The sequence below is a fragment of the Paeniglutamicibacter psychrophenolicus genome (genome assembly GCF_030812255.1).
Lineage (GTDB): Bacteria > Actinomycetota > Actinomycetes > Actinomycetales > Micrococcaceae > Paeniglutamicibacter > Paeniglutamicibacter psychrophenolicus_A.
The window spans coordinates 93,122-105,192 of sequence record NZ_JAUSSH010000013.1; the positions used below are offsets into that span (position 1 = coordinate 93,122).

Annotated in this window: 11 protein-coding genes; 2 read left to right on the forward strand and 9 right to left on the reverse strand. The window is 69.2% G+C overall.

All coding sequences use genetic code 11. The features are described from left to right. Window positions 1-143: 143 nt before the first annotated feature. The 8 genes from cmk to J2T21_RS16100 form a co-directional block, all read right to left on the reverse strand. Window positions 144-806, reverse strand: coding sequence for a (d)CMP kinase (gene cmk, locus J2T21_RS16065; RefSeq protein ID WP_307582663.1), 663 nt, complete (start codon window positions 804-806; stop codon window positions 144-146). Next, window positions 806-1,909 (reverse strand): prephenate dehydrogenase, encoded by a 1,104-nt coding sequence (locus J2T21_RS16070; protein WP_307582665.1) that lies wholly within the window; start codon window positions 1,907-1,909, stop codon window positions 806-808. The genes cmk and J2T21_RS16070 overlap by 1 nt, the downstream gene beginning before the upstream one ends. A gap of 4 nt (window positions 1,910-1,913) precedes the next feature. Further along, window positions 1,914-2,981, reverse strand: a complete 1,068-nt coding sequence (locus tag J2T21_RS16075) for a pseudouridine synthase (RefSeq protein WP_307582667.1) — start codon at window positions 2,979-2,981, stop codon at window positions 1,914-1,916. 9 nt (window positions 2,982-2,990) lie between these two features. Continuing rightward, window positions 2,991-3,674, reverse strand: coding sequence for an SMC-Scp complex subunit ScpB (gene scpB / locus J2T21_RS16080; protein ID WP_307582669.1), 684 nt, complete (start codon window positions 3,672-3,674; stop codon window positions 2,991-2,993). Beyond that, on the reverse strand, window positions 3,671-4,585 hold the full coding sequence (locus J2T21_RS16085) for a segregation and condensation protein A (RefSeq protein WP_307582670.1): 915 nt from the start codon (window positions 4,583-4,585) through the stop codon (window positions 3,671-3,673). The genes scpB and J2T21_RS16085 overlap by 4 nt, the downstream gene beginning before the upstream one ends. Further along, window positions 4,585-5,481, reverse strand: coding sequence for a ParA family protein (locus J2T21_RS16090; protein ID WP_071216901.1), 897 nt, complete (start codon window positions 5,479-5,481; stop codon window positions 4,585-4,587). Before J2T21_RS16090 ends, J2T21_RS16085 begins: the two co-directional genes overlap by 1 nt. A gap of 103 nt (window positions 5,482-5,584) precedes the next feature. Continuing rightward, on the reverse strand, window positions 5,585-5,899 hold the full coding sequence (locus tag J2T21_RS16095) for a DUF4231 domain-containing protein (protein WP_373458058.1): 315 nt from the start codon (window positions 5,897-5,899) through the stop codon (window positions 5,585-5,587). 109 nt (window positions 5,900-6,008) lie between these two features. Continuing rightward, window positions 6,009-7,325: a cation:dicarboxylate symporter family transporter gene (locus J2T21_RS16100; protein ID WP_307582674.1), complete on the reverse strand. Its 1,317-nt coding sequence runs from the start codon at window positions 7,323-7,325 to the stop codon at window positions 6,009-6,011. Between the two features lie 212 nt (window positions 7,326-7,537). On the opposite strand from J2T21_RS16100, the gene J2T21_RS16105 reads away from it, so the two are divergent. Then, on the forward strand, window positions 7,538-9,259 hold the full coding sequence (locus tag J2T21_RS16105; protein WP_307582675.1) for a sensor histidine kinase: 1,722 nt from the start codon (window positions 7,538-7,540) through the stop codon (window positions 9,257-9,259). Between the two features lie 75 nt (window positions 9,260-9,334). Next, entirely contained in the window at window positions 9,335-10,045 is a 711-nt protein-coding gene (locus J2T21_RS16110) for a response regulator (protein WP_307582677.1), read from the forward strand. A gap of 12 nt (window positions 10,046-10,057) precedes the next feature. Here J2T21_RS16110 and J2T21_RS16115 read toward each other — a convergent pair whose 3' ends face one another. Next, window positions 10,058-11,959: an AMP-binding protein gene (locus J2T21_RS16115; RefSeq protein WP_307582679.1), complete on the reverse strand. Its 1,902-nt coding sequence runs from the start codon at window positions 11,957-11,959 to the stop codon at window positions 10,058-10,060. Window positions 11,960-12,071 lie beyond the last annotated feature (112 nt).

Consider the following 12,071-nt stretch of genomic DNA (forward strand, 5'->3'; position numbering starts at 1 on the left):
TTCCTTTGCGTTGCGTGCCTCCACCAAACGCGGAAGCCGGTATCAATTCAAGCATGTCTCCCGCCCGCGCGTTTCGGTGCCTGGGCACCGCAGCCGCTGGCGGGGATGGTGTGATCCGTTGGTGCTGGATCGAAGTGGTGGAGCTAGGCGGCCTGGGCCTTGATGGCTTCGAGGACGGTTGCAACCGTTTGCTCGAAGTCCAGGTCCGAGGAGTCCACGGTCACGACGCCGTCGGCGGCGACCTGGAAGTTGACCACGGTCGAGTCCTTGGCGTCGCGGGCGAGCACCTGGGCCTCGAGCTCGGCGGCGGACTGGGTGCCGCCCAGCTGCAGCCCGCGGCGGCGCAGGCGTGCCTCCTCGGAGGCGGTGAGCAGGATGCGGGCTTCCGCGTCGGGTGCCACCACGGTGGTGATGTCCCGGCCCTCGGCCACGATGCGCGGGTGCGCCGCGATGATGGCGCGCTGGCGTGCCACCAGCTCCGCGCGTGCCTCCAGGTTCGTCGCGACGGCCGAGACGGCCGCGGAGACGAACGGCTCGCGGATCGCCTCGGTCACGTCGGCGCCGTGGATCGTCACCTTCTCCACGTCGGGATCGGTGGAGATGAACAGGTCGGCGGCCTTCACCGCCGCGGCGACCGCGGCGGCATCGGTCAGGTCGGTGCCGGCATCCAGCGCATGCCAGGTCACGGCGCGGTACATCGCACCGGTGTCCAGGTACGCGGCGCCCAGGCGGCGGGCGGCCTCCTTGGAGACCGAGGACTTGCCGCTTCCGGAGGGGCCGTCGATGGCCACCGTGATTTTCTGCATTACTGCGCAACCTTCCAGCCAAGTGCACTAAGCACTGTGATCAATTCTTCGCGACGTCCCGGGATGACCGAGACGTCGACCAGGCCGACCTGGTGGCCGGCGGAGTGTTCGACCCGAAGGTCCTCGACGTTGATGCCGGCATCCCCGATGTCGGCCAGCAGCTTGGCAACCTGCCCGGGCTTGTCCTTCACCACGACGGTGACCAGCGCGAAGGCCTGCGGCGGGGCGCCGTGCTTGCCCGGGATCCGCGCCTGCCCGGCGTTGCCCTCCCCCATCAGCTGGGCGAGGTCCAGCAGCGCTCCGGAGGCCGTCGGGTCCGAGAGGGTGGCGACAATCCGGTCCAGGTCCTCGCGCATGCCGCGCAGGATCGGGACCAGGGCCCCGGCGTTGTGGCTGAGGATCTGGATCCACAGCTTCGGGTCCGAGGCCGCGATCCGGGTGGTGTCGCGCAACCCGTTGCCGGCCAAGGCCAGCGAGTGGCCCGGGGCGTTGAGCAGCCGCGAGGCGATCAGCGAGGAGGCTACCTGCGGGAAGTGCGAGATCAGGGCGACCGAGGCGTCGTGGTCCTGCGCGTTCATGCGCGCGACCGTGGCGCCCAGGTCGATGGCCAGCGCCTCGGCGGTCTTCACCGAGTCGCCGCGCGATCCCGCGTGCGCGCAGATCACCCACGGCATCGAGGTGAACAGCTCCCCGCGGGCCGAGGCCGGGCCGGAGCGTTCGCGCCCGGCCATCGGGTGGGTGCCCACGTAGCGGGCCAGGTGCTCGTCGGTGATGCGTGCATCGGCACGCACCGCCTCCAGGATCGAGCCCTTGACGGAGGCGATGTCCACCACGGCGGACATCGGGTACTCCAGCAACGCCTCGGTGACCACGGCGGCGGTGACATCCGGCGGCGCGGCGACCACCACGAGCTCGGGGGCCAGCGGGCGCCCCGGGACGTGGATGGTGCCGGCGCCAATGTCCTGTGCGACGGTTTGCGCGCTGGGCGAGGGATCGACAAGCCAGACGTTCAGTCCGCGCTGGCTCAGCCCCAGCCCGACGCTGGTGCCCAGCAGCCCGGTGCCGATGACCAGGATCGGTCCGGCCAGGTGCGTGGTGGGCATGTGGCTACATCCCCACCATTGCCAGCAGGTGCCCGACTTCCTGCTTGCCCAGCGGGCGGATGGTGCCCTGCTTCTGGTCGCCCAGGCGGATCGGGCCGACCTGGACACGGACCAGGCGGGTCACCGGGAAGCCGACCTCTTCGAAGAGGCGGCGCACGATGCGGTTGCGCCCGGAGTGCAGGATGACCTCCACGAGCACGTGCCCGGGGGTGGAGTCGATCAGGCGGAAGGAATCGACGGACTGCCAGCCGTCCTCCAGCTTGATGCCCTTCTTCATCTGCGCGCCGATGCCCGAAGGCAACGGGCCGCGGACCTGCACCAGGTAGGTCTTGGGGACCTCGTGGGACGGGTGGGCCAGCCGGTTGGCGGCCTCCCCGTCGTTGGTCAGGATCAGCAGGCCCTCGGTCTGGTAGTCCAGCCGGCCCACGTGGAAGAGGCGTGTCTGGCCCTGCTTGCGCAGGTAGTCCGCGATGCACTTGCGGCCCTCGGGATCCTCCATGGTGGAGACCACGTTGCGCGGCTTGTTGAAGACGAAGTACTGCATGTCCGCATTCAGCTGCAGGCGCATGCCGTCCACGTGCACGGAGTCCTGCTCGGGGTCGATGCGGATGCCGGGTTCGGTGATGAGCACGCCGTTGACCTCGACGCGGCCGTTGGCGATCATTTCCTCGCAGACGCGGCGCGAGGCCACCCCGGCGTTGGCCATGACCTTCTGCAGGCGCACGCCCTCGAGGTCCGAGTGCGCGGCGGCCGCCTGCGCCCGCTGGGTCGGCCTGGTGCGCTCGGCGTTGACCGGGCCCAGGTTCTTGCCGAAGCGTTCCTTGCCGAAGGCCTGGGGGCCGCCGTACTTCTTCTTGCCCGGGGCCCCGGCCTTCTTGGACTGCTTCGGGCCGCCGTGGGCCTTGGACCAGGACCCGGCCGAGGACTCGGTGCCGCGCTCCGAGCCGGATCGCGGGGTGGATGAGCGTGGGTTTTGGTCGGAACGGCCAGCACCGGTTGCTCCGCGGCCGCGGCCGTTGCCGGAGCCTTGTGGGCGCTGGTTGCCGCGGCCTGGGCGGGATCCCTGGGTCATGATCTGTCCTTATGTTGTTTCGTGGTTCGCCGATTGCCAGGGCGAATCAACGTCGTAGTCGTCGATGTCACCCACTCCGGGAAGATGCGGGGAGATCCTGGGCAGCTCGGAGATACTGCCCAGTCCCAATCTTTCCAGAAAGTACGAGGTGGTCTGATACAACGTGGCACCACTTTCACCGTCGTCGGGTGCTTCGTGGATCAGCCCGCGCGTGAGTAAGGTGCGCACCACCGAATCGACGTTGACCCCGCGAATCGCCGCGATCCTGCCGCGGGAGACCGGTTGCCGGTAGGCGATCACTGCCAAAGTTTCCAGCGCTGCCTGGGTAAGTCTTGCCGTTTGGCCGTCGATGACGAAGCGTGAAACGAAGGGAGCAAATTCACGTCGGGAGAAGATGCGCCAGCCGCCGGCCAATTCACGCAGCTCAAAACCGCGTGGTGTATCCCCACCATCATACTGTGCCCGCAGCTTTTCAAGGGCCGCTGTGACGCGTTCCTCACCGACCTCGAGCACGCGGGCGAGGTGGCCGGCGGAGATCGGTTCGTCGATGACCATCAGCACCGCCTCGATGCCCGCTTCCAGTCCCCCGGGCAGCGAATCAACGGAGCCTTGGCCCTCGGCGGCCTCCCGCGGCGGGGCCGGGGCCGGTGCGGCGGGGTGTGCCGGGGCCGGGGCGGTGACGGGTTCGTTCATGGTTCTTCCCCCTGTGCGGGTGGTGCCAACGTGGCGGATGTCTCGGAGTCGATGCCGGGCCCGGGCCCGTATTCCTCGTGCAGTGCGGCCGGATCCCAGTCGGTGTCGGCCGCCAGCCAGCGCACGGCCAGTTCCTGGAGCGGCGCATCCTGCGAAAAGGCGATGACCTGCTCGCGGTACATCTCCAGCAGGGCCAGGAAACGGGCGACGACCACCAGGTGGCTGGCGGCGTCCGCGACCAGCTCGCCAAACACCAGGGTCCCGCGCTCCTTGAGCATCGAGGCCAGGATGGCGGCCTGCTCGCGCACCGAGACGTTGCCGCCGTGCAGGTGCGCAATGCCGACCTCGGTGGGCTCGGGCGCCTTGGGCGCCAGCGCCGCGACGGCCAGTTGGGCCAGCTCCCCCGGGGTGGTCTTGAAAAGCAGTTCCGGCAGCAGTGCGGCAAAGTGCGCCTCGAGCCCCGCCTGGCGCGGGAAGCTGGCGGCCTCCTCGAGCAGCTTTTCGGAGATCCAGCCGGCGGCGTGCTTGAACGCCTTGTACTGCAGCAACCGGGCGAAGAGCAGGTCGCGGGCCTCGAGCAGCGCCATGTCCTCGTCGGACTCGGCATCGGTGTTCGGCAGCAGGCGGGCGGCCTTCAGGTCCAGCAGCGTGGAGGCGATGACCAGGAACTCGGTGGTCTCATCCAGCGCCTTGGCGCCTCCGCGGGCCTGGAGGGCCTTGAGGTAGGCGATGAACTCGTCGGTGACCTCGGCCATCGCGATCTGGGTGATGTCCATCTCGCGCTTGGCGATCAGCGAGAGCAACAGGTCGAAGGGACCGGTGAAGTTTTCCAGCGAAACCCGAAAGCCACCGGCCGGTTCCTTCTCGGGGACCGGCGCGGTGGCCAGGGGGTCGGCGGCGGGTGCCGTCATTACGGGGCGCCGCCACGGGCGATCAGTTCCTTGGCCAGCTGGCGGTATGCCTCGGCGCCGGGGTGGTTGGTCGCGTAGGACGTGATCGGCTCGGCCGCCACGTTGGCGTCGGCGAACTTGATGGTCCGGCGGATCACGGTCTCGAAGACGGTGTCCCCGAACGCCTCGACCAGCCGTCCCACGACCTCGCGGCCGTGGAGCGTGCGCGGGTCGTACATCGTGGCCAGCACCCCGTCGATGGACAGTGCCGGGTTCAACCGGTCCTGGACCTTCTCGATGGTTTCGACCAGCAGTGCCACGGCGCGCAGCGCGAAGAACTCCGCGGTCAGCGGGATGATCACGCCGTGGGCGGCGGTCAGCGCGTTGACGGTGAGCAGTCCCAGGGACGGCTGGCAGTCGATGAGCACGATGTCGTAGTCGTCGGTGACCGAGCGCAGCGCGCGTTCGAGGACCTGCTCGCGGGCGACCTCGTTGACCAGCTGGACCTCGGCGGCCGAGAGGTCGATGTTGGCCGGCAGCAGATCGACGTTTTCCACGTCGGTGGTGATGATGGCGTCACGGATCGTGGTCTTGCGGTCCATCAGGACGTTGTAGACGGTGACGTCCAGCTCGTGCGGGTTGGTCCCGAAGCCGGCGGACAGCGCGCCCTGCGGGTCGAAGTCGACCAGCAGCACCTTGCGGCCGTACTCGGCCAGCGCCGCGGCCAGGTTGATGGTGGAGGTCGTCTTGCCGACCCCGCCCTTCTGGTTGACCATGGCGATCACGCGGGCCGGGCCGTGGGATTCCAGGGGCAAGGGCTCGGGGAAAATCGTCATCGGGCGACCCGTGGGCCCCAAGGGGGTTGGCTCCTTGAGCAAACCCGCGCCTCGCGACTTGCTGCCCTGTTCCTCGCTCACGGTATGAACCACGCTTCCGTTCGTTGTGCGATCTGTTTGACTACTTCAATCAAGGGTATAGGTTGCGCACCGGGCTTTGCCCAATCGGCTGCACGGCGAGCCTTTACCTTGAAGTTGAAGTCCAATGTTCGGTGCATGGTGTTTCCGGGGCACCTCTGCGCTGGCCGTTTTCCGCGGCCCGGGCCATGCACTGCGCCCAGGCGGCGTGCTCGGCGCCCGGCACCTCGTCGATGAACCGCACCAGCCTCGCCCGCCGCTTCCCGGGGTCGGCATAGCCCCCGGTGCCGGCCGCACAGGAGAATCCCTCGTGGCGCATCCGTTCGGCGGTGCTGCGGTAATTCAGCCACTTGGCATGGAATTGCCCGATCTGCGCCAACCCTCCGACGAGCATGATCAGCGCCCCGAGTCCCGCGGTCACCGGTGCCGCCCATGGGCACGAAGGAACGGGAGGCGCTTGCGCGGCCCACGGGCGAACGCCAGGGTCCCCGGTCGGGGCCCCTGGCGTTCGTGCGGAAGTTCCGCGCAGCCTAGTGCTCGTTGGCGGTCAGCGAGAGTTCGTCGAAGGGACGGTCACCGGCGAGCACGGCGCGGGCCTGCTCCATGTCGATTTCCTTGGTCCACGTGCCGATCAGCAGCGTCGCCACCGCGTTGCCGGTGAAGTTGGTCAGTGCGCGGGCCTCGGACATGAACTTGTCGATGCCCACGATCACTCCCATGCCGTCGAGCAGTTCCGGGCGGTGCGACTGCAGGCCGGCGGCCAACGTGGCCAGGCCCGCGCCGGTGACCCCGGCGGCGCCCTTGGAGGCGATGATCATGAAGACCAGCAGGGAGATCTGCTCGCCGAGGTTCATCGGCATGCCCATGGCGGTGGAGACGAACAGCGCGCTCATGGTCAAGTAGATGGCGGTGCCGTCGAGGTTGAAGGAGTAGCCGGTGGGAACCGTGATGCCCACGACCGGCTTGGAGACGCCCACGTGCTCCATCTTGGCGATCAGGCGCGGCAGGGCCGACTCGGAGGACGAGGTGGAGAAGATCAGCAGGTACTCGCGGGCCAGGTACTTCAGCAGCGCGAAGATGTTCAGCCCGGTCACGGCGCGCAGCAGCGAGCCGAGGATGACCACGATGAACAGGGCACAGGTGGCGTAGAAGGCGCCCATGAGGATGGCCATGGAGCCGATGGCGGCCCAGCCGGTGGCGCCGACGACCGCGGCGATGGCACCGAAGGCGCCGATCGGGGCGATCCACATGATCATCATCATCAGGCGGAAGACCACCGCCTGGATGTGCCTGATGGCGCCGAGCACCGGCTCTCCGCTCTTGCCCATGGACTGCAGTGCGAAGCCGACGAACAGGGCCAGCACCAGGGTGGGCAGCACCGGGATGTCGCCCGGGATCAGTTCGAGCAGGAACTTGACGGTGGCGTTTTCGGTTCCGCCGGCGGCGCCCTCGTAGGGCTGCAGCTTCAGGCCCGCCCCGGGGTGGATCAGGTTGCCGACGAACAGGCCGATGGCCAGGGCGAAGGTGGACATGGTGATGAAGTAGAGCAGTGCCAGGCCGCCGACCTTGCCGACGGTGGCGGCCTTCGCGATCGAGCCGATGCCCAAAACGATGGTGCAGAAGATGACCGGCGCGATGATCATTTTGATCAGCGCGACGAACCCGGTGCCCAGCGGCTTGAGCGCCTTGCCGAGGTCCGGGGCCAGCAGGCCGATCGCGGCACCGGCAACCACGGCGATGATCACCATGATGTACAGCCAGTGTGTGCGGTCCTTCTTGGCGGGTGCTTCCTGGTTCTCGATCGGGTCCCGGTCCAGGACTCCTGTCGATGTTGGCGTCGTTGCCATGGGGTGGCTCCTTCTGAACGAATGTCTGCTGCGGGGAGGCGGCGGGGGCGGTGGCGCTTGGTGTGCCCGGGCTTCTTCATCCATGGTGGGGGCGAACGTGATCGATATCTCTCTTGTGTTCATAATGGTCATGGCGCGCTTGCCCGCGTGCCACCCTTGAAGGCAGCGCCCATGCACCCGGCACCGGGCACCTCAGACGGAAGGGGGCATCGATGCCACGGTCCCCGGGCGGCCCGTCCGCCCCCGCATCCAGGGAACGCCGCCCGATCCCGGCGCGTTCCCCCTACTCGCTGGCGACCCGCATCTTCGTCGCGCAGCTGGCCCTGGTGGCCCTGGTGGTGCTGGTGGTCAGCACGGCCAGCTACCTCAATGCCCGGAGCCAGGCCCACGAATTCGCCGCCAAGCGCGTGCTTTCCGTCGCCGAGACCCTGTCCCACGACCCCTTCGTCATCAACGCGGTGCAGCGCCCGGACCCCTCCGGTGAGCTGGTGCCCTTTGCCAACAGCATCGTTTCGCACGCGGCGGTGGACTTCGTGACCATCATGGACACCGACCGCACCCGCTACACACACCCCACCGCCAGCGAGATCGGCCGCAAGTACGTCGGCAGCGTCGAGCAGGCGCTGGCCGGGCAGAGCCAGGCCGAGGACTACCGCGGCACCCTGGGCCCCTCGGTGCGCGCCATCGCCCCGATCCGGGATGCCGGCGGGAATGTCACCGCGATGGTGGCCGTGGGCGTGACGCTGCAGTCCCTCGGCGCCACCCAGGCCGCGCTGGTTCCGGCGATCCTGGCCGTGGGATTGCTGGCGGCGGGGCTTGGCGCGGTGTTCACCTATGCGCTGGCCCGGTACCTGCGCCGCGCCACCCTGGGCTATGGCCCGGAGGAGCTGCGCCGGCTCTACGCCTACTACTTCTCCGCACTGCATTCGGTGCGCGAGGGCCTGGTGCTGGTCGATGCCAGGGGGCGGCTGGTGCTCTACAACGACCAGGCGGCGCAATTGCTGGGCCTGCCGCCGGCCGGGTCGCTGCGCCCGCTGCCGGTCGACCGCCTGGGGCTGCCCGAGACCGTGGCCGAGCTCTTTGCCTCCGGGCGCCGGGCCGTCGACGAGATCCACCTGACCAGCGACCGGGTGCTGGTGATCTCCCAGCAGAACGCCGAGCAGCCCGACACCGGCCCCGGGGCGAAGGTGCGCTGGCCGCTGCGCCGCCGCCTGGTGGAGAGCAAGCTGGGCACCGTGGCCACGCTGCGCGACCACACCGAGGTCCAGGCGCTGACCGGGCAGCTCGAATCGATGCGCACGCTCACCGAGGCGCTGCGCGCGCAGACCCACGAGCACGCCAACCGGCTGCACACCGTGGCGACGCTGATCGAGCTGGGCCGCGAGCGCGAGGCGCTGGAGTTCGCGGTGGCCGACCGGCAGGAATCCCAGCGATTGACCGACGAGTTCGTGCTGGCGGTCGACGAGCCGTACCTGACCTCGCTGCTGGTGGGCAAGGCCGCCCAGGCCCACGAGCGCGGCATCGCCCTGACCCTGACCGCCTCCGGGCAGCTGCCCACCGGCGCCCTGGATGCCCGGGACCTGGTCACCATCACCGGGAACCTGCTGGACAACGCGTTCGACGCGGCGGCCGGCTCCGAGCTGCGCCGGGTGTGGGCGGATTTCGCCGCCGACGCGGAATCCGTGGTGATCTCGATCGCCGATTCGGGCCCCGGCGTGGATCCGGACCTGCTCGACGAGTACTTCCGCCTGGGGGTCTCCTCCAAGCCGGTGGTCCCCGGATCCGGCTCGCGCGGGCTGGGCCTGGCGCTGGTGCGCCAGGCGGTCGCGCGCCTGGGCGGGTCCCTGGAAGTGGATAATGATGCCGGGGCGATCTTCACCGTGACCCTGCCGATGTCCCGGCACGGCGGGCCCCCGGTCCGCGGCGGGCGCTGAGCCCACCGGGTGGCGCCGCGCCGGCGCACCGCCCTTGACCAGATATTCACGACAGACACGAGGAACCACCGGTCCATGGATACGCACAGAAGCCTCCGCGTCCTGGTCGTGGACGACGAGCCCACCACTGCCGCCGCGCACGCGAAGTTCGTGGCCCGCGTGCCGGGCTTCAGCGTGCATTCCATCGCGCACAGCGGCAACGAGGTCTTCGCGGCCCTGGATGCGGCGCAGGAGGCGGGCACCCCGATCGACCTGGTGCTGCTGGACATGAACCTGCCGGACCTGCACGGCCTGGACGTGGCCCGGCGGGTGCGCGGGCGCGGGAACACCGTGGACATCATCGCCATCACCGCGATCCGGGACCTGAACGTGGTGCGCACCGCGATTTCCGCCGGGGTGACCCAGTACCTGATCAAGCCCTTCGGCTTCGCCGCCTTTGCCGAGAAGCTGGAGAACTACCGGCTATTCCGCTTCAACCTGGGCAACGCGGGGCGCACCGCGTCCCAGTCCTCGATCGACAACGCGTTTGCGGCGCTGCGCTCGGTGGGCCCCGCTCCCCTGCCCAAGGGGTTGATCACCGAGACCCTCGGCGCGATCTCCGAGACGCTGCGCTCGGCGAGCGCCGCGCTCTCGGCCACCGAGGTCTCCGAACTGCTGGAGCTGTCCCGGGTCACCGCGAGGCGCTACCTGGAGCACCTGGCCGACACCGGGGACGCGGCCAAGGCCCCGCGCCACGGGACCCGCGGCCGGCCCGAGTACGAGTACCGCTGGGTCGGCAACGGCTGACCGGCCACCTGGTTAGCGGGCGGGGCGCAGGAACGGGAGCAGGTCCTCGATGACGCCCGGATCCTCGATGGTGGAGGGCACCGCGTATGGCTTGCCGTCGGCGATCTGCCGCATGGTCTTGCGCAGGATCTTGCCCGAGCGGGTCTTGGGCAGCGCCGCGACGATGCGCACCTCGCGGAAGTCCGCGACCGGTCCGATGTGCGCGCGCACCATGGACACCAGCTCGCCGCGCAGTTGCTCCTCGGTGATCCGGGTGCCGCTCTTGAGCACCACGTAGCCGCTGGGGCGCTGGCCCTTGAGCTCGTCCGCCACGCCGATCACGGCGCATTCGGCGACCGCCGGGTGGGAGCCGAGCACCTGTTCCATGGCACCGGTGGACAGCCGGTGGCCCGAGACGTTGATGACGTCGTCGGTCCGTCCCATGACGAAGAGGTAGCCGTCCTCATCCAGGTACCCGGAGTCCCCGGTGGCGTAGTGCCCGGGGAACTGCTCCAGGTAGGTGGCGATGAAGCGCTCGTCGTTGCCCCAGAGCGTGGCCAGGGTGCCCGGGGGCAGCGGCAGCTTGATGGCGATGTTCCCCTCCTCGCCCGGCCCCAGCTCGGCGCCGAGCCCGTCGAGGATCCGCACGTCGTAGCCGGGCACCGGGACCGTGGGAGAGCCGGCCTTGGGTTCGAGGGTTTCCAGGCCCACGCAGTTCGAGGCGATGGGCCACCCGGTCTCGGTCTGCCACCAGTTGTCGATCACCGGCACCCCGAGCTTCTCCCGCGCCCAGGCGTAGGTGTCAGGGTCCAGGCGTTCGCCGGCCACGAAGAAGTGGCGCAGGGAAGTGATGTCGTGCCCGGCCAGCAGCGCGGCCTGGGGGTCGGCCTTGCGGATGGCCCGCAGCGCGGTGGGTGCGGTGAAGAAGGTGTCGACCTGGTGGTCCTCGATGAGCCGCCAGAAGGCCCCGGCATCGGGGGTGCCCACGGGTTTGCCCTCGTAGAGCACCGTGGTGGCGCCGGCGATCAGCGGCCCGTAGACGATGTAGGAGTGGCCCACGACCCAGCCCACATCCGAGGCGGTGAGCATGGTGGAGCCGGGCCCCACCCCGTAGACGGTGCGCATCGAGTAGTCCATGGCCACCGCGTAGCCTCCCGAGTCCCGCACCACGCCCTTGGGCGATCCGGTGGTTCCGGAGGTGTACAGGATGTACAGCGGGTGGGTCGAGGGCACCGGGACGGCCGCGGCGGCGGTGGCCGAGGAGACGAGTTCGTCCCAGTCGTGCCAGGGGGTGCCCGTCCCGGCGAACTCGGCCAGGGAGTGCTCGAAGCCGTCGCGGTGGGCGACGATGACGGTGCGGATCTTGTGCGTGGCCATGGCGATGGCTTCGTTGACGGCCGGCAGGTATTCGATGCGGCGCGAGGGCTCGATGCCGCCGGTGGCGGTGATGATGGCAACCGGGGTCGCGTCGTCGATGCGTGCGGCCAGTTCCTTGGGCGCGAAGCCGCCAAAGACCACCGAGTGGATGGCGCCGATGCGGGCGCAGGCGAGCATCGCGATGTGGGCCTGCGGGATCATCGGCAGGTAGATCAGTACCCGGTCCCCCAGGCCGATTCCCTGCCCGCGCAGGACGCCGGCGAAGCGCGCGACCCGATCCAGCAAGTCGGCATAGCTGTAGCGTTCCTGGATGCCCAGGAGCGCGGAGTCGTAGACCAGGGCGGTGGCATCCCCGCGGCCGGCGGCCACGTGGCGGTCCAGTGCGTTGTGGCAGACGTTGAGCATCCCGTCGGGGAACCAGGCGTTGATCGGGGCGCGGCTGGAGTCGAGTCCGGTGGCCGGCGCCCGTTCCCAGTCGATCGAGGTGGCGGCCTTGAGCCAGAAGGCCGCCGGGTCGCTGGTGGATTCGGCAAAGGTCTGCGCGTAGGAAGGTGCCATGCGAACCGTCCATCCGTTCGGGTCTGGGGGTTTGTTCGGGTGGAGTCGAGCTTATGACCCGCACCACGAAATTTCAAGAGTCGTGTATACATGTAACGAAAATTTGGCCGCA

What these genes read in the sequence shown, in the direction of transcription:
- J2T21_RS16070 (WP_307582665.1), bottom strand. Translation starts at nt 1,909, where the DNA reads ATGCCCACCACGCACCTGGCCGGACCGATCCTGGTCATCGGCACCGGG.
- J2T21_RS16115 (WP_307582679.1), bottom strand. Translation starts at nt 11,959, where the DNA reads ATGGCACCTTCCTACGCGCAGACCTTTGCCGAATCCACCAGCGACCCG.
- J2T21_RS16100 (WP_307582674.1), bottom strand. Translation starts at nt 7,325, where the DNA reads ATGGCAACGACGCCAACATCGACAGGAGTCCTGGACCGGGACCCGATC.
- J2T21_RS16085 (WP_307582670.1), bottom strand. Translation starts at nt 4,585, where the DNA reads ATGACGGCACCCGCCGCCGACCCCCTGGCCACCGCGCCGGTCCCCGAG.
- J2T21_RS16075 (WP_307582667.1), bottom strand. Translation starts at nt 2,981, where the DNA reads ATGACCCAGGGATCCCGCCCAGGCCGCGGCAACCAGCGCCCACAAGGC.
- J2T21_RS16110 (WP_307582677.1), top strand. Translation starts at nt 9,335, where the DNA reads ATGGATACGCACAGAAGCCTCCGCGTCCTGGTCGTGGACGACGAGCCC.
- cmk (WP_307582663.1), bottom strand. Translation starts at nt 806, where the DNA reads ATGCAGAAAATCACGGTGGCCATCGACGGCCCCTCCGGAAGCGGCAAG.
- scpB (WP_307582669.1), bottom strand. Translation starts at nt 3,674, where the DNA reads ATGAACGAACCCGTCACCGCCCCGGCCCCGGCACACCCCGCCGCACCG.
- J2T21_RS16105 (WP_307582675.1), top strand. Translation starts at nt 7,538, where the DNA reads ATGCCACGGTCCCCGGGCGGCCCGTCCGCCCCCGCATCCAGGGAACGC.